Annotated in this window: 15 protein-coding genes; 10 read left to right on the forward strand and 5 right to left on the reverse strand. The window is 71.2% G+C overall.

Annotated features, from left to right (window positions below; genetic code table 11):
• Positions 1 to 229: 229 nt before the first annotated feature.
• From ureA to TU31_RS04575, 4 genes are all read left to right on the forward strand, one after another.
• Complete coding sequence (ureA, locus tag TU31_RS04560; protein WP_042149176.1) at positions 230 to 934, forward strand: urease subunit gamma; 705 nt, start codon at positions 230 to 232, stop codon at positions 932 to 934.
• The gene (locus tag TU31_RS04565; RefSeq protein WP_042149178.1) at positions 931 to 2,625 is read left to right on the forward strand and encodes an urease subunit alpha; all 1,695 of its coding nucleotides are present in this window, start codon (positions 931 to 933) and stop codon (positions 2,623 to 2,625) included. Before ureA ends, TU31_RS04565 begins: the two co-directional genes overlap by 4 nt.
• A 147-nt stretch (positions 2,626 to 2,772) precedes the next feature.
• Positions 2,773 to 3,813 (forward strand): agmatine deiminase family protein, encoded by a 1,041-nt coding sequence (locus TU31_RS04570; RefSeq protein ID WP_042149181.1) that lies wholly within the window; start codon positions 2,773 to 2,775, stop codon positions 3,811 to 3,813.
• Positions 3,814 to 3,848: 35 nt separating this feature from the next.
• Positions 3,849 to 4,466, forward strand: a complete 618-nt coding sequence (locus TU31_RS04575; RefSeq protein WP_042149184.1) for a TetR/AcrR family transcriptional regulator — start codon at positions 3,849 to 3,851, stop codon at positions 4,464 to 4,466.
• Between the two features lie 100 nt (positions 4,467 to 4,566).
• On the opposite strand, the gene TU31_RS04580 is transcribed toward TU31_RS04575, so the two are convergent.
• A complete protein-coding gene (locus TU31_RS04580; RefSeq protein WP_042149187.1) occupies positions 4,567 to 4,884 on the reverse strand; it encodes an SUKH-4 family immunity protein in 318 nt (105 codons plus the stop codon).
• Between the two features lie 220 nt (positions 4,885 to 5,104).
• Between TU31_RS04580 and TU31_RS04585 the strand changes: the two genes are divergently transcribed.
• Together TU31_RS04585 and cimA are read left to right on the forward strand one after the other, a co-directional pair.
• Positions 5,105 to 6,445, forward strand: coding sequence for an MFS transporter (locus tag TU31_RS04585; RefSeq protein ID WP_042149192.1), 1,341 nt, complete (start codon positions 5,105 to 5,107; stop codon positions 6,443 to 6,445).
• A gap of 407 nt (positions 6,446 to 6,852) precedes the next feature.
• A complete protein-coding gene (cimA, locus tag TU31_RS04590; RefSeq protein WP_042149195.1) occupies positions 6,853 to 8,496 on the forward strand; it encodes a citramalate synthase in 1,644 nt (547 codons plus the stop codon).
• 89 nt (positions 8,497 to 8,585) lie between these two features.
• Here the strand turns inward: cimA and TU31_RS04595 are convergent, their stop codons facing one another.
• On the reverse strand, positions 8,586 to 9,221 hold the full coding sequence (locus TU31_RS04595; protein ID WP_042149199.1) for a YceI family protein: 636 nt from the start codon (positions 9,219 to 9,221) through the stop codon (positions 8,586 to 8,588).
• A gap of 240 nt (positions 9,222 to 9,461) precedes the next feature.
• Here TU31_RS04595 and TU31_RS04600 point away from each other — a divergent pair, with 240 nt between their 5' ends.
• The 4 genes from TU31_RS04600 to TU31_RS04615 all read left to right on the forward strand — a co-directional run bounded on the left by TU31_RS04600 (position 9,462) and on the right by TU31_RS04615 (position 15,231).
• Positions 9,462 to 11,903, forward strand: a complete 2,442-nt coding sequence (locus TU31_RS04600; protein WP_078885536.1) for a polysaccharide lyase 8 family protein — start codon at positions 9,462 to 9,464, stop codon at positions 11,901 to 11,903.
• 216 nt (positions 11,904 to 12,119) lie between these two features.
• Positions 12,120 to 13,703, forward strand: coding sequence for an acyl-CoA carboxylase subunit beta (locus tag TU31_RS04605; protein WP_042149202.1), 1,584 nt, complete (start codon positions 12,120 to 12,122; stop codon positions 13,701 to 13,703).
• 56 nt (positions 13,704 to 13,759) lie between these two features.
• Positions 13,760 to 13,966: an acyl-CoA carboxylase epsilon subunit gene (locus TU31_RS04610; protein WP_042149204.1), complete on the forward strand. Its 207-nt coding sequence runs from the start codon at positions 13,760 to 13,762 to the stop codon at positions 13,964 to 13,966.
• Positions 13,967 to 14,574: 608 nt separating this feature from the next.
• Positions 14,575 to 15,231, forward strand: coding sequence for a DUF4360 domain-containing protein (locus tag TU31_RS04615; RefSeq protein ID WP_042149208.1), 657 nt, complete (start codon positions 14,575 to 14,577; stop codon positions 15,229 to 15,231).
• Between the two features lie 133 nt (positions 15,232 to 15,364).
• On the opposite strand, the gene TU31_RS04620 is transcribed toward TU31_RS04615, so the two are convergent.
• The 3 genes from TU31_RS04620 to TU31_RS04630 all read right to left on the reverse strand — a co-directional run bounded on the left by TU31_RS04620 (position 15,365) and on the right by TU31_RS04630 (position 17,009).
• Complete coding sequence (locus TU31_RS04620) at positions 15,365 to 15,943, reverse strand: GTP-binding protein (protein ID WP_073447656.1); 579 nt, start codon at positions 15,941 to 15,943, stop codon at positions 15,365 to 15,367.
• Positions 15,924 to 16,511 (reverse strand): DUF742 domain-containing protein, encoded by a 588-nt coding sequence (locus TU31_RS04625; protein ID WP_107070609.1) that lies wholly within the window; start codon positions 16,509 to 16,511, stop codon positions 15,924 to 15,926. The genes TU31_RS04620 and TU31_RS04625 overlap by 20 nt, the downstream gene beginning before the upstream one ends.
• Before the next feature lie 84 nt (positions 16,512 to 16,595).
• Positions 16,596 to 17,009, reverse strand: a complete 414-nt coding sequence (locus TU31_RS04630) for a roadblock/LC7 domain-containing protein (protein ID WP_018087204.1) — start codon at positions 17,007 to 17,009, stop codon at positions 16,596 to 16,598.
• Positions 17,010 to 17,018: the final 9 nt, after the last annotated feature.

Raw genomic sequence — 17,018 nt, forward strand, 5'->3', positions numbered from 1 at the left:
AGAGGCCGGACAACAGTGTGCGAGCAGCGCTCGGGGCCGTGCTCCGTGCTGTGGACGGTGCGCGCCAGAGGCGCTGCCCGCGCTGCGAGATCATTTAGAGCGGCGCTCCATCGCGCCGAATAGTTAGAGCAGCGCTCAATGTGACGCATGCCTGTGGCCGCGGTCAATGCTTTCCTCTTGGCGATTTTTGTGTTTAGAGTGTTGCTCTAATCGAGCGGAAGGTGTGGGGATGCGGCTGACCCCGACGGAACGCGACCGGCTGCTGCTGTTCGGCGCGGCCGAGCTGGCGCGGACGCGCCGGGCTCGCGGGCTGAAGCTGAATGTGCCCGAGGCGACCGCGTTGATCGCGGACACAGTCTGCGAGGCGGCGCGGGACGGGCGCCGCCTCGCTCAAGCCATCGAGGCGGCACGCGGTGTGCTCGGCCCGGACGATGTGCTGCCGGGCGTGGCCGACGTGGTCACCGAGGTGCATGTGGAGGCCGTCTTCGACGACGGCTCCCGGCTCGCGGTGGTCAGCGACCCGATCGGCGCCCGCCCGGCGGGCGACGGGGGCGACGAGGCCCCCGCGCCCGGCGCGGTGCTGCCCGGTCCGGCCGACCCGGAGCCCGCGCCCGAGGTGGTGCTGACGGTGCGCAACACCGCGACGGTGCCCATCAGCGTCACCTCGCACTTCCACTTCTTCGAGGCCAACCCCCGGCTGGACTTCGACCGGGCCGCCGCGTACGGCATGCGGCTGTGCGTCCCGGCCGGCTCGTCGGTGCGGTTCGACCCCGGCGGTGCCGAGGAGGTCGGTCTGGTCCCGGTCGGCGGCGACCGGATCGCGATCGGCTTCGCCGGTCTCGTCGACGGCCCGCTGGACGCACCGGGCGCCAAGGCGGAAGCGCTGCGGCGGGCCGCCGCCTGCGGCTACCTGGGAGCGGAGGTACCGGCATGACGGGCAGCATCGATCCCCACGAGTACGCGTCGGTGCACGGCCCGCGGGCCGGCGACCGGGTCGTCCTCGGTGACTCGGGCCTGGTCGTCCGGGTCGAGTCGGACGCCCAGAAGCCCGGCGACGAGTTCCTGGCCGGCTTCGGCAAGACCGCCCGCGACGGGCTGCACCTCAAGGCCGCCGCGGTCCGCGAGACCTGCGATGTGGTGATCAGCAACGTCCTGGTCATCGACGCGGTCCAGGGCATCCGCAAGGTGTCCATCGGTATCCGCGAGGGCCGGATCCACGCGATAGGGCGGGCCGGCAACCCCGACACCCTCGACGGCGTCGACGTCGTCGTCGGCACCGGCACCTCGATCGTCTCCGGCGAGGGCATGATCGCCACCGCGGGCGCCGTCGACACCCATGTCCATCTGCTCTCACCGCGCGTCATGGAAGCCTCGCTGGCCTCCGGCGTGACCACGATCATCGGCCAGGAATTCGGGCCGGTCTGGGGCGTCGGCGTCAACTCGCCCTGGGCGCTGGGGCACGCCTTCAGCGCCTTCGACGCCTGGCCGGTCAACATCGGCTTCCTCGGCCGTGGTTCGTCCTCGGGCGATGCCCCGCTGGTCGAGGCGCTCGCCGAGGGCGGCGCCTGCGGCTTCAAGGTGCACGAGGACATGGGCGCCCACGCCCGCGCCCTGGACACCGCGCTGCGGGTCGCCGAGGAGCACGACGTCCAGGTGGCGCTGCACAGCGACGGCCTCAACGAGTGCCTCACCGTCGAGGACACCCTGCGCGTCCTGGACGGCCGGACCATCCACGCCTTCCACATCGAGGGCTGCGGCGGCGGTCATGTCCCCAACGTCCTCAAGATGGCCGGGGTGCCCAACGTCATCGGCTCCTCCACCAACCCCACCCTCCCCTTCGGGCGGGACGCGGTCGCCGAGCACTACGGCATGATCGTCTCGGTCCACGACCTGAAGACCGATCTGCCGGGCGACGCCGCCATGGCCCGCGACCGCATCCGGGCCGGGACGATGGGCGCCGAGGACGTGCTGCACGACCTCGGGGCGATCGGTATCACCTCCTCCGACGCGCAGGGCATGGGCCGCGCGGGCGAGACCGTCCGCCGCACCTTCGCGATGGCGGGCAAGATGAAGGCCGAGCTCGGCCCGATGGACGGCGACGGCGCCCACGACGACAACGCCCGCGTCCTGCGCTACATCGCCAAGCTCACCATCAACCCCGCCATCGCCCACGGTCTCTCGCACGAGATCGGGTCGATCGAGGTCGGCAAGATGGCCGATGTGGTGTTGTGGAAGCCGCAGTACTTCGGCGCCAAGCCGCAACTGGTGCTGAAGTCCGGATTCCCCGCCTACGGCGTCACCGGCGACCCGAACGCCGCCACCGACACCTGCGAACCCCTGGTGCTGGGGCCGCAGTTCGGGGCGTACGGCGCGACGCCCGCCGAAATCTCCGTCGCGTTCGTCGCGCGGGCCGCGGCCGAACAGGGCGGGGACGGGATGCCCACCCGCCGGCGCCGGGTCGCCGTCCGCGGTACCCGCGGTATCGGCCCCGGCAGCCTCGTCCACAACTCCCGGGTCGGGCAGGTGCAGGTCGACGGGAGCAGCGGACTGGTCACCCTGGACGGCGCTCCGATGCGCTCGGAACCGGCCGAGTCCGTCTCACTGTCCCGGCTCTATTTCCTGTGAGGGTGCCGCGTGGCGACTCCTTGTGGCACACCGTGGCACCACCCCCTTGCGATCACGCCCTGTGGCCACTCCTCGTGAGTGCGCCTCGATGGCCGACCAGCGCGAACCCCTTGCCTGTAACACCGATACAGACCCTGAGGACCCCACATGAACACCCCTGTCGCCGACGGCTTCCGTATGCCCCCGGAGTGGGCCCGGCACGAGCGCACCTGGATGGCCTGGCCCGGCCCCGGCTTCACCTTCGGCGAGGAGGGCGGCGAGACACTGGCCGGGGCCCGCCGTGCCTGGGCGGCCGTCGCCCGTGCGGTCCGCCGCTTCGAGCCGGTCACCGTCGTCGCCGGAACCGGCCAGTCGGAAGGCGCCCGTGCGCTGCTCGGTGCGGACATCGAGATCGTCGAGCGCCCGCTGAACGACGCCTGGATGCGCGACATCGGCCCCACCTTCCTCACCGACGGCGCGGGCCGACTGGCCGCCGCCGACTGGGTGTTCAACGGCTGGGGGGCCCAGGAATGGGCCCGCTGGGACCTCGACGAGAAGATCGCCGAGCAGGTCTGTGGGCTGGCCGGCGCCCGCCGCTACGCCACCCCTCTGGTCAACGAGGGCGGCGGCATCCACATCGACGGCGAGGGCACCGTGCTGCTCACCGAGACCGTCCAGCTCGATCCGGGCCGCAATCCCGGCCGGACGCAGGAGGAGGTCGAGGCCGAGATCCACGCCCACCTCGGCACCACCAAGGCGATCTGGCTGCCGCGCGGACTGGCCGCCGACTACGGGCAGTTCGGCACCCGCGGCCATGTCGACATCGTCGCCGCCTTCGCCCGCCCCGGCACCGTCCTCGTGCACACCCAGCCCGACCCCGACCACCCCGACCACGCGATCTGCCAGGAGATCGGCAAGCTGCTGCGCGCTGCCACCGACGCCCGGGGCCGGCAGCTGGAGGTCATCGAGGTGCCCGCGCCGACCGTCATCGAGGAGGACGGTGAGCTGGTCGACTACTCCTACATCAACCACTACCTCTGCAACGACGGCGTGGTGCTGTGCGGCTTCGACGACCCGCGCGACGAGGAGGCGGCCGCGATCTTCCGCCGGCTCTTCCCCGACCGGACGGTGACCCTCGTGGACGCCCGTACGATCTTCGCAGCGGGTGGCGGTATCCACTGCATCACCCAGCAGCAGCCGAAGGTCTGATCCGCAGACCTGCCCCAGCCGACCCGGAGGTCCCTGTGCCCGGTCCCGCGCGCCGCCCCAGGCGCCGGCTCAACCAGCCCCGCGAGCAGGTCCTGGCCGCGGCGATGGCGACCATCGCCGCCGAGGGCCTGGACCGGCTGACCATGGCCGGACTGGGCCGAGAGGTCGGCATGAGCAGCGGCCACATCCTCTACTACTTCGGTACGAAGGACGAGCTGCTGCTCCAGACCCTCCAGTGGAGCGAGGAGCAGCTCGGCGCCGAGCGCCGGGCCGCCCTCTCCCGCCGCGTCCCGGCCCGCGAACGGCTGGACGCGCTGGTCGACCTCTACCTCCCCGAAGGCCACCGCGACCCGCGCTGGACGCTGTGGCTGGAGGTGTGGAACCGCTCCCAGAACGCCGACGACGAGACTCGTGAACGCCAGCTGGAACTGGAACTGGCCTGGCACCGCGACCTGGTGGCCCTGCTCGTCGAGGGCATCTCGAAGGGCGAGTTCCGCCCCGTCGACCCCGAACGCTTCGCCACCCGCACCCGTGCCCTCCTCGACGGCTTCGGCTCCCAGCTCGTCGTCGGCCTCCCGGGCACCGAGCGGGAAGAAGTGCGGGTCCACGTACGGGAGTTCCTGGACGAATCGCTGTCCGTCCCCCAGGGCTGACCGCGGCGGGCCGGGCGCTGCGGAGCCCGCGGTCCGCACGCCGCGCGCCGTGCCGGGACCCCGCCGCACGACGCGGTCCCGGCGCGCGTCCGGCCGGCGCCTACGCCCCCGGAAGGAAGTGCCGGCGGTACATCTCGACGGCCTGCTCCGGCGGGTAGTTGGGCAGTGCGCTGACCGCACCGTCCGCCTTGGAGATCACGATGTGCGAGCCGCCCGGATCACGGGGGTAGGCAGTGGGGTCCGTCCTGGGCGGGAAGACCGGGTACACCAGATAGCCGATGTCGAATTCGTGGACGTGCAGCGTCGGTTCGTCCCCGTCCGGCCAGACGCGGGGGAAATGCCCCCGCCCGATCTCCAGCGCCTCGTCGGCGCTGGTGGGAATCGGCCGTTGCCCTGCTTGCGGTTGCGGTTCGGACATCTCGCTTCTTTCTCTTCTCTCGCCCGGCCCGGTCCGCACGCGGCGACCGGGCGGTGGCGCCTCGCAGCTTCGATGGCGACCCTATGCCGTAGGGGGGCGTGCGGTCGCGGCCGTGCCAGGTGCCGGCGTCCGCCCCGTGACCACAACGCACGTAAGTACCTGCGATCGTTGCCGCCCGCGCCCTTGCCGCGGGCCCCCGGTTCCGCGACCGTAACCGGCTATGGGACGAGAGCAATGGAAGAAGATCTGGGTCGGCTCGGCCGGCAACATGGTCGAGTGGTTCGACTGGTTCGTGTACGCCAGTTTCGCGGTCTACTTCGCGGATTCGTTCTTCCCCAAGGGGAATGACACCGCGAATCTCATGAACACCATGGGAATCTTCGCCGTGGGGTTCTTCATGCGCCCGGTGGGCGGCTGGGTGCTCGGCCGGGTCGGCGACCGCCGGGGCCGTAAGGCCGCGCTCACACTGACCGTCACGCTGATGTCCGCCTCGGCGATCCTGATCGCCGTCGCGCCCACCTACGCGGTCGCGGGCTACGGCGGAGTGGCCGTGCTGCTCATCGCGCGCATGCTCCAGGGGCTTTCGGTCGGCGGGGAGTACGCGGCCAGCGCGACCTACCTCACCGAGGCCTCCGCGCCCGGCCGCCGCGGCTTCGCCTCCAGCTTCCAGTACGTGTCCATGACCGCCGGACAGCTGCTCGGCCTCGGTCTCCAGATCGTGCTTCAGCGCACCCTGTCCGAGGACGCCCTGCACAGCTGGGCCTGGCGGATCCCGTTCATCATCGGTGCGCTGGGCGCCGCCATCGTCTTCTACCTGCGCCGCAACATGCTGGAGACCGAGGTGTACGCCGAGGACGACAGCGCCCACGCCGACCCGGCGCGCGGCACCATCAAGGCGCTGCTGGCCCACAAGCGCGAGGCGTTCCTGGTCATCGCGCTCACCATGGGCGGCACGGTCGCGTACTACACGTACACGACCTATCTCACCAAGTACCTCTCGGGCAGCGCCGGTCTGTCCAAGCCGACCGCCTCCCTGGTCAGCTTCTGCGCCCTGTTCATCTTCATGTGCATCCAGCCGCTCGCCGGAAAGCTGTCCGACCGGATCGGCCGCCGTCCGCTGCTGATCACCTTCGCGGTCGGTTCGACGTTCCTGACCGTGCCGATCATGACGCTGCTCAAGCACGCCGGCAGCTTCTGGCCCGCCCTCGGGCTCTCGCTGCTCGCCCTGCTCGTCGTCACCGGCTACACCTCGATCAACGCCTGTGTGAAGGCCGAGCTGTTCCCGACCGGCATCCGTGCGCTGGGGGTGGCCCTGCCGTACGCCATCGCCAACGCCCTGTTCGGCGGTACCGCGGAGTATGTCGCCCTGTGGTTCAAGGAGGGCGGCATCGAGTCCGGCTACTACTGGTACGTCGCCGGCTGCGCCGCGGTCTCGCTGATCGTCTACATCACCATGCGCGAGACCCGGTCCATCGATCTGCACCGGGTCGGCAAGGACGGCGCCGGTGCGGAGCGTGCGGGCGCCGCAGCCGTGGCGGGGCGGCAGCCCGTCGGCGACTGAGCGCGCGGCACTGACGGCGGGCCCTTCCCCGGTGCGGGGGAGGGCCTGTCGGCCAGGGTGTGTCCGCCCCGGCCGCCGCCGCGCCCGGCCCCGCCGCACCGCTGGACGGCCCGCCCGCATCGTGAGACGTCCCGTTGTGTCACCCGGGGTTGTGGCACACTGCGGACCGTGCTCTCGTTCGCCATGATTATTGGCAGCAGGCGCGCCGGTCCGCAGTGACCGCCCCGTACGAACCGAGTACGGCGCGGCCACCGTCGTCCCAGACCCGCGCGCAGACCTCTCGCACCCGCGAGAGGTTTTTTCGTTTCCGGCCCACATCTCACCGGAGGCGGAGCGCGAGGGAACATGGAGGGGCGGTGGAACCGGTTATTCCGGTAGACCGAGATCCCGACAGGAGCCAGACCACCATGACGGACGCACACGACGCCCGCCCGTCCAAGCCCGCCGATGCGGTGTCCGACGACTTCCACGTCTTCGACACCACGCTCCGCGACGGCGCGCAGCGCGAGGGCATCAATCTCACGGTCGCCGACAAGCTGACCATCGCCCGGCACCTCGAAGAGTTCGGGGTCGGCTTCATCGAGGGGGGCTGGCCCGGGGCCAATCCGCGGGACACCGAGTTCTTCCAGCGGGCCCGCGAGGAGATCGACTTCCGGCACGCCCAGCTGGTCGCGTTCGGCGCCACCCGCAAGGCCGGGGTCCGCGTCGAGGACGATCCGCAGGTCGCCGCGCTGCTGGAGTCCGGGGCCCCGGTCATCACGCTGGTCGCCAAGTCCCATGTCGGGCATGTGGAGCTGGCACTGCGCACCACCCCCGAGGAGAACCTCGCGATGGTGCGGGACACCGTCCGGTACCTGCGCGACCAGGGCCGCCGGGTCTTCCTCGACTGTGAGCACTTCTTCGACGGCTATGCCCTGGACGCGGTCTACGCCAAGCAGGTCGTCCGCACCGCGAGCGAGGCCGGTGCCGATGTCGTGGTGCTCTGTGACACCAACGGCGGGATGCTCCCGGCGCAGATCACCGCCGTCGTACGGACCGTCCTCGCGGACACCGGGGCGCGGCTGGGCATCCACGCCCAGGACGACACCGGCTGCGCCGTCGCCAACACCCTGGCCGCGGTGGACGCGGGTGCCACCCACGTCCAGTGCACCGCCAACGGCTACGGCGAGCGGGTCGGCAACTCCAACCTCTTCCCGGTCGTCGCCGCCCTGGAGCTCAAGTACGGGCGCCAGGTGCTGCCCGAGGGCAAGCTCGCCGAGACCACCCGGATCTCGCACGCCATCGCCGAGGTCGTCAACCTCACCCCCTCCACCCACCAGCCCTATGTCGGTGTCTCCGCCTTCGCCCACAAGGCCGGACTGCACGCCTCCGCCATCAAGGTCGACCCGGACCTCTACCAGCACATCGATCCGGCGCTGGTCGGCAACAGCATGCGGATGCTGGTCTCCGACATGGCCGGCCGGGCGTCCATCGAGCTCAAGGGCAAGGAGCTGGGCATCGATCTGAGCGGCGACCGTGAGCTGGTCGGCCGGGTCGTCGAGCGGGTCAAGGAGCGTGAGCTGGCGGGCTACACGTACGAGGCCGCCGATGCCTCCTTCGAGCTGCTGCTGCGCGCGGAGCTCCAGCGGGCGGAGGGCGGCCGGCCGCGCAGTTACTTCACGGTGGAGTCCTGGCGGGCGATCGTCGAGGACCGCCCGGACGGTACGCACGCCAACGAGGCGACCGTGAAGCTGTGGGCCAAGGGGGAGCGGATCGTCGCCACCGCCGAGGGCAACGGCCCGGTCAACGCGCTCGACCGGGCGCTGCGGGTGGGGCTGGAGCGGATCTATCCGCAGCTGGCTCACATGGAGTTGGTGGACTACAAGGTCCGCATCCTGGAGGGCGCCCTGGGCACCGGCTCGATCACCCGGGTCCTGGTCTCCACCAGCGACGGCCGGGGCGAGTGGTCCACGGTCGGTGTCGCGGAGAACGTGATCGCCGCGTCCTGGCAGGCGCTGGACGACGCCTATGCGTACGGGCTGCTGCGGGCCGGGGTCGAGCCGCAGGAGTGACCGCCGCGGCGACGCCGCGACCGCGGCCCCGCACGGCCCTCGGGGGAGAGGCCGGCGCGGGGCCGCGGTCGTAGGGCGGAGCGGTGGGCTCAGGCCTCCGGGGCCGCCTTGACGGCCGAGATGTCGAAGGTGAGCTTGACCTTGTCGCTGACCATGACGCCGCCGGTCTCCAGCGCGGCGTTCCAGGTCAGGCCCCAGTCGGAGCGCAGGATCTCGGCGCTGCCCTCGAAGCCGACCCGCTCGGCGCCGTAGACATCGGTGGCCGAGCCGTGGAATTCCAGGTCGATGGTGAGCGGCTTGGTGACGTCGCGGAGGGTCAGATCGCCGGTGATGCGGTAGCGGTCACCGCCCACCCGCTCGGCGGCGGTGCTGCGGAAGGTCATCAGCGGGAAGGCCTCGGCGTCGAAGAAGTCGGCGCTGCGCAGATGGCCGTCGCGGTCCGCGATCCCGGTGTCGATGCTGGCGATCGTGACGTCGAGGGAGGCGGTGGAGCGGGCCGGCTCGGACCCGTCGAGGTGCAGCGTGCCCTCGTACACACCGAAGGCGCCGCGGACGTTGGTGACCATGGCGTGCCGGACGGTGAAGCCGATGGTGCTGTGGGCCGGGTCGATGGTGTAGTCGCCGGTCAGCGCCGCGAGTCCGGGGTCCGCGTCGAGGACGGCAGCGGTGGCGGCGGGGGCGGTGTCGGCGGTGTCTGCGGTGCGCTTGCGGTTGAACAGAGCCATGGCTCCTCCTCAAAGACGGTGCACTCGGTGTGCGCGAAGGTTTGTTTAAGCTTCAACGAGATGCACCGTAACCTCATCTGGTTCAACATTCAACCTCTTGGTTCGAACGGGCTCCGCCGGGCGGGTGGCGGGCGGCGTTCCGGCGCGGTCATTGCCGCTCGCCGACGGCCCGTGCTAGACCATCGGGAACTCCCAAGTGCGCAGCGCCACCCCTCAGTTGACGCCTGGAGAGGACCGACCGTGTCGCCAGTTCCCGCCCTGCCCGTCTGGTCACGCAGAGGATTTCTCGCCATCTCCACCGCGGGTGCGCTCGGCCTCGCGGCCGGCCCCGCGCGCGCCGCCCCCGGACCGGCCGCCCCCGCTGACGAGTTCACCGCCCTCCGCCGCCGCTGGTGCGAGCTCGCCCTGGGCACCGGCTTCGATCCCGCCGCCCCGCCCTACGCCGCCGCCCTCCAGGAGGCCGGCGCCCTCGCGAGCACCTTCCAGGCGCGCATGCGCCCGGCCGCCGGCTCGCTCTGGCCCGACTGCCGCTACGACCCGCCGTCCGGCATCACCCAGAGCTACAGCCGGCTGCACACCATGGCCCAGGCCTACGCCCAGCCCGGCACCGGCCGCACCGGCGACCCCGCCCTCGCCGAAGCCCTCGTCACCGGCCTCGGCCACCTCGAAGCCACCGTCTACAACACCGCCACCACCCGCTACGGAAACTGGTGGGAGTGGCAGATCGGCAGCCCCAGACTCCTCCTCGACACCCTCGCGATCCTCGACGAGCGGCTGCCCGACGGCGGCGGTCTCCCCGACGACCTGCGCACCCGCTGTCTGACCGCCGTCGACCACTTCGTGCCCGACACCATGCTCGGTGACTACACCGGGACCAGCACCGGCGCCAACCGCGTCGACCTGTGCCGGGTGGTCACGCTGCGCGGCGTCCTCGGCCGCGCCCCCGACAAGATCGCACTGGCCCGCGACGCCCTCTCCCCGGTCTTCCCGTACGTCACCAAGGGCGACGGCCTCTACGCCGACGGCTCCTTCGTCCAGCACACCTGGGTCGCCTACTCCGGCACCTACGGCGCTGTTCTGCTGGACGGCCTCGGCCGGCTGTTCGCGCTGCTCGGCGGCTCGTCCTGGCAGCTCACCGACCCGGCCCGGCAGATCATCTTCGACAGTGTCGAGCGGGCCTACGCCCCGCTGCTCCACAACGGCCTGATGATGGACATGGTCAACGGCCGCGCCATCAGCCGCGGCCATCTCCGCAGCGATGAACGGCACATCCTGCGCAGCGACCACTACCACGGCCATGCGCTGATCGCCGCCGTCGCGCTGCTCGCCCGGAGCGCCGGCGGCGCCGAACGGGACCGCTGGCACGCCATGATCAAGGGCTGGATCGCCCGCGACCGTACGCTGCCGGTCCTCACCGACCGGCAGTACCCCGTCGCCGACCTCGCCCGGCTCGGCGAGATCGCCCGGAGCCCCGCGGCCCCCGCCCCCGAACCCGTCGGCCACCGGCTGTTCCCCGCCATGGACCGTGCCGTGCACCGCCGCCCCGGCTGGGCCGCCGGGCTGGCCATGGCCTCCGACCGGATCGCCTACTACGAGAACGGCAACGGCGAGAACCCGCGCGGCTGGCACACCGGCGCCGGCATGCTCTCCTGGTGGGGCGCCGATTTCGGCGGTGACCAGTACACGGACGCCTTCTGGCCCACCGTCGACCCCTACCGGCTGCCCGGCACGACCGTGTCCACCAAGCGGCTGGCCGACAACGAGGGCGGCGGCTGGGGCGAGCCCAAGCCCGCCGCGCGCTGGGTCGGCGGGACCACCGACGGCACCTACGCCGCGATCGGCCAGGACCTGCGCGGACTGGCCTCGACCCTCACCGCCGGGAAATCCTGGTTCGCGCTCGCGGACTGCGTCGTCTGCCTGGGCGCCGGCATCACCGCCCGCGACGGGGTGCCCGCCGAGACCATCGTCGACAACCGCTGCCTGGGGGAGTCCGGCACCGCGACGCTCACCGTCGACGGCGTCCCGCAGCCCGGCACCCTCGGCCGGACCACCGCCTTCCGCCGCGCCCACTGGGCACACCTCGCCGGCCACGGCGGCTATGTCTTCCCCGGCGGCGCCCCCCTCACGGCGCTGCGCGAGGCCCGCACCGGCTCCTGGCACGACATCAACACGACCTCCTCCACCGAACCGTTCACCCGCCGCTACCTCACCCTCTGGCACGACCACGGCACCGACCCCACCGACGCCTGCTACGCCTACCTCCTGATGCCGGGCGCCACCCCCGGCACGCTCGCCGCCCGCGCCGCCGACCGGCGCTGGCTGACCGTGCTCGCCAATGACGCGGGGCGGCAGGCGATCGCCGTCGACCCGCTCGGCGTAACCGCCGCCAATTTCTGGCGGGCGGGCCGCGCGGGGCCGCTCACCGCCGACGGGCCGGCGAGCGTGCTGGTACGGGAGCGGCGACGCGGGTGGCAGGCGGGCCGCGGCGGCACCGCGCGGCTGTGCGTCGCCGCCCCGGAGCGCACCGGCGACACCCTGGAGATCACCTGGTCACGGCCGGTGCGCTCGGTGCTCGCCCACGATCCGGCGATCGAGGTGCTCACCACCGGGCGGGCCCTGCGGCTGCGCGTGCACCCCGGCACGAGCTGTGCCACCCACACCTGCACCGTGCGGCTGGGCTGACCGGAATCCGGCCCGCCGGACCAGCCGGTCACCACAACATCACTCCGCGTCTGTTTGTCGGGCCCATACAGACGCCGGATGAGCCCGCCACCCGAACGGACGCCGGGACGCGGGGTGCGTACAGCACGGTTCTGTACTGCCTGCCCACCAAATCGCATGCGACGTTGTACGAAACCGACATCGGTGCGCGGCGCCTCGCCCACGTACCGTCGATACATGACCACTGTCGAAGATGTGCCCGCCGGCGCCAACGACGCCCGCGGGCGCGTCGCCGAATTGCACGCCATCCGTGAGCAGGTTCGGCGAGGCCCCAGCGAGCGTGCCACCGAAGCGCAGCGTGCCAAGGGCAAGCTGACGGCCCGCGAGCGGATCGAGCTGCTGCTGGACGAGGGCTCGTTCAACGAGGTCGAGCCGCTGCGGCGGCACCGGGCGACGGGCTTCGGCCTGGAGGCGAAGAAGCCCTACACCGACGGCGTGATCACCGGCTGGGGCACCGTCCACGGCCGGACCGTCTTCACCTACGCGCACGACTTCCGGATCTTCGGCGGCGCGCTGGGCGAGGCCCACGCCACCAAGATCCACAAGATCATGGACATGGCCATCCAGGCCGGTGCGCCGCTGGTCTCGCTGAACGACGGCGCCGGCGCCCGCATCCAGGAGGGTGTCTCCGCGCTCGCCGGCTACGGCGGCATCTTCCAGCGCAACACCAAGGCGAGCGGGGTCATCCCGCAGATCTCCGTCATGCTCGGCCCCTGCGCCGGCGGCGCCGCCTACTCCCCGGCCCTGACCGACTTCGTCTTCATGGTCCGCGAGACCTCGCAGATGTTCATCACCGGCCCCGACGTGGTGCGCGCGGTGACCGGCGAGGAGATCACCCAGAACGGCCTGGGCGGCGCCGATGTGCACGCCGAGACCTCCGGCGTCGCGCACTTCGCGTACGACGACGAGGCCACCTGCCTGGAGGAGGTCCGCTACCTCCTCTCGCTGCTGCCGGCGAACAACCGCGAGAACCCGCCGACGGTGCCCTGCGAGGACCCCGCCGACCGCTCCGGTGACGCGCTGCTGGACCTGGTCCCGGCCGACGGCAACCGCCCGTACGACATGCGCAAGGTCATCGAGGAGATCGTCGACGACGGCGAGTACCTGGAGGTCCACGAGCGCTGGGCGACCAACATCATCTGCGCGCTGTCCCGGCTCGACGGCCGCGTGGTGGGCATCATCGCCAACCAGCCGCAGTCGCTGGCCGGCGTACTGGACATCGAGGCATCCGAGAAGTCCGCCCGCTTCGTCCAGATGTGCGACGCCTTCAACATCCCGATCGTCACCCTGCTCGACGTCCCCGGCTTCCTGCCCGGCGTCGACCAGGAGCACGGCGGCATCATCCGGCACGGCGCCAAGCTGCTCTACGCCTACTGCAACGCCACCGTCCCGCGGATCTCCCTCGTGCTGCGCAAGGCCTACGGCGGCGCCTACATCGTCATGGACTCGCAGTCCATCGGCGCCGACCTGACCTACGCCTGGCCCACCAACGAGATCGCGGTGATGGGCGCCGAGGGCGCCGCCAACGTCATCTTCCGCAAGCAGATCGCCGAGGCGGACGACTCCGAGGCCATGCGGGTGCGCATGGTCAAGGAGTACAAGTCCGAGCTGATGCACCCCTATTACGCGGCCGAGCGCGGCCTGGTCGACGACGTCATCGACCCCGCCGAGACCCGCCACGTGCTCATCCGCGCCCTGGAGATGCTGCGCACCAAGCACGCGGACCTGCCGGCCCGTAAGCACGGCAACCCGCCCCAGTAGCCACCCACCGCACCCGCCACCGGCACCACGCCCACCGCGACGACGGAGACCACACCGTGAACACTGCCCACCGCACCGACTCCATCCGCGTGGAGAAGGGCCAGGCCAGCGAGGAAGAGCTGGCCGCCCTGACCGCCGTCCTGCTGGCCCGCGCCGCGCACCAGCCGGCCGCCGCGCCCGCGCGTCCGCGCGCCACGGCTGCTCGCTGGCGGCGGCTGGAGCGCCAGAACGGCTTCCACGGAGCGACCAGCTGGCAGCGGTGACGCTTCGCTGATCCGCCGACTTGGGGCCCCGCGTTTGCGGGGTCCCTTGTTTGTCTGCGGGTGGGGTGTGGCTGGGCGCGCAGTTCCCCGCGCCCCTGAGGGGGTGCCGTACGTCGTTTGGTGCGGCGCCGTTGTGGCTGGCGCCGGGCGGCTTGTGTGGTTGCCGCGGGGGTCGGAGGGGACGCACCGGGGCCCGTCCTCGGCGCGGGCGACGCGGGTGCGTGCGTTTGATTGCCCCGGTGTTTGCTCCGGTCCTGCGGGCGGGCCCCGGTACATCCCCTCCGACCGTCCAGCGTTGCCGGCTGCCGGACGGTGGCACCGTCCGTCACAGCCCTCGCGATGGCCCGCGCCCAAGCTGCGGGGGCCAGATGCCTGCCAAGGGGTACCGGGCGTCCCCTCCGACCCGCCACCCACCCGCGGTGGGCGCAACCGGCCCCAACCACAACGGTGTTCCGGTTTGGCATGGCGTGTCCGGATCAAGGCGTAGGTTCGCCTCAACCCTGGGGAGCAGAGCTGTTCAAGCGGTGCTCCCCATGCTGGCATGCGCTCGTCATTTCTTCTCCTGGTGTTCCCGCACCGCGGGCCTAGGACGACCGGAAGGAAAGCCCATGCTCAGCACGCTCAGTGCTGGTGCCGCAGTGGCATCGTTGCTCCTCGCCGGATCGGCATCCCCCACCGCCACCGCCCGGTTCGGCGACGACCCGCCGACCGGCAAGATCACCATTACCGTCGCCACGGTCAACGGTTCGGGGTGCAGACCCGGTAGCGCCGCAGTGGCCATCGCGCCCGACAACACGGCCTTCACCGTCACGTACAGCGAGTACCTCGCCCAGGCGGGCAGCGGCAGCAAGCCCACCGACTCCCGCAAGAACTGCCAGATCGCGCTGAACGTGCATGTCCCGCAGGGCTTCACGTACGCCATCGCCCGGGCCGACTACCGGGGCTACGCCTCCCTGGCGCCGGGGGCCAAGGGGCTGGAGACGGCCGGCTACTACTTCCAGGGCCAGCAGCAGACGACCCGTAAGAGCCACAGCTTCACCGGGCCCTACGACTCCAACTGGCAGACGTCGGATGAGGCCGACATCGACGCGCTGGTGTACGCCCCCTGCGGCGAGGAGCGCTACTTCAACATCAACACCGAGATGAGGGTGGACGCCAAGTCGGCGGACCCCAAGTCCACCAGCTACATGGCCATGGACTCCACCGACGGCAGCATCAACACCCTGTACCACTTCGCATGGAAGCAGTGCCCCGAGCGCCGCTGACGCCGGGAAGCCGTCCCAGGAGCCCGTAGGGCGCCGCGTACGGGCTCCTGGGACGACGAAGGCCCCCGCACCTGAACGGTGTGGGGGCCTTTCGTCGTTGCGTGCGTACGGGCACGGGGAGCCCGGACGCGTCCTAGCGCAGGCGCGCCATCAGCGCGTGCTCCACGAGCGTGATGAGCGCGCTCTTGGCCTCGCTGCGGTGCCGCGCGTCGGTGGTGATGATCGGCGCGTCGGGACCGATCTGAAGCGCCTCACGCACCTCGTCGGGCGTGTACGGCTGGTGTCCGTCGAAGCCGTTGAGGGCGATGACGAAGGGCAGTCCGCTGTTCTCGAAGTAGTCGACCGCGGGGAAGCAGTCGGCGAGACGGCGGGTGTCGACCAGCACGACGGCGCCGATCGCGCCGCGGACCAGGTCGTCCCACATGAACCAGAAGCGGTCCTGGCCCGGCGTACCGAAGAGGTACAGGATCAGGTCCTGGTCCAGGGTGATCCGGCCGAAGTCCATGGCCACGGTCGTGGTCGTCTTGTCCGGCGCGTGCGTGAGGTCGTCGATGCCCGCCGAGGCGGAGGTCATCACGGCTTCGGTGCGCAGCGGGTTGATCTCTGAGACGGCCCCGACGAACGTGGTCTTGCCCACGCCGAAGCCGCCCGCCACCACGATTTTCGCGGAGGTGGTGGAGCGGGCTGCACCGCTAGAGCTTGCGAAGTCCACTGAGCACCCTTTCGAGCAGTGTCACATCTGGCTGTCCGCCGGCGGTCTCGTCCCCGCCGGGCTGATGGATGGCGACGAGTCCGGCCTCTGCCAGGTCGGCGACGAGGATCCGGGCGACGCCGAGGGGGATGGAGAGAAGCGCGGAGATCTCGGCTACTGACTTGATCTCACGGCAGAGGTGGCAGATGCGCTGGTGCTCCGGCAGCTGGCCTTGCAGCTTGGAGGGGTCGGCGGTCGTGCTGACCAGTGCCTCGATGGCGAGCTGGTAGCGCGGCCGGGTCCGGCCTCCGGTCATGGCGTACGGGCGCACCAGCGGGTTGTTCGCGCCGGTGGGGGCGGGCTCTGGCGCGCGCCGTTGCGGCTGCACCGGCTGGATGCGCGGTGCCTGGGGCTGGTCGTACACCGACGGCTCGTACGGCTGGGAGTCGTACGGCCGGGGCTGCTGCTGGGGCCGCTGCGGCCGGCGGCTCGGCGCAGACGGGAAGTTGAAGCGGTTGTTATGGGTCTCGCCCACAGGTCCGGACTCCTGTCCGGAACCGTACGGGTATCCGCTCGGGGGCGTTGCCACGTCTCCTCCTCCAACTTGCCTGTCTGACGCCGGTCGCGCCACCGAACCATAAGGCGCGGTGGCGGGAAACGCACTGCCTGTCTTTTAGTTGAGAAGACTTCCCTGAAGTTCGGCGCGCAGATCCGGCGTCAGTACCGTGCCCGCGCGGTCGACCAGCAGGGCCATCTCATAGCCGACCAGGCCGATGTCGCACTCGGGGTGCGCCAGCACGGCCAGCGACGATCCGTCGGAGACGGACATGATGAAGAGGAAGCCACGCTCCATCTCCACCACGGTCTGGTTGACGCTACCGCCCTCGAAGATGCGGGACGCGCCGGAGGTCAGCGACGTCAGGCCGGAGGCCACCGCCGCCAACTGATCGGCTCTGTCACGAGGGAAGCCCTCGGACATGGCGAGGAGGAGACCGTCCGCGGAGACCACGACCGTGTGGGACACCCCAGGGGTGTTGTCCACGAAGTTGGTGATCAACCAGTTCAGATTCTGCGCCGCCTGGCTCATCGGGCTCAC

The organism is Streptomyces lydicamycinicus (assembly GCF_000829715.2).
In the GTDB taxonomy this organism is placed as follows: Bacteria; Actinomycetota; Actinomycetes; order Streptomycetales; family Streptomycetaceae; genus Streptomyces; species Streptomyces lydicamycinicus.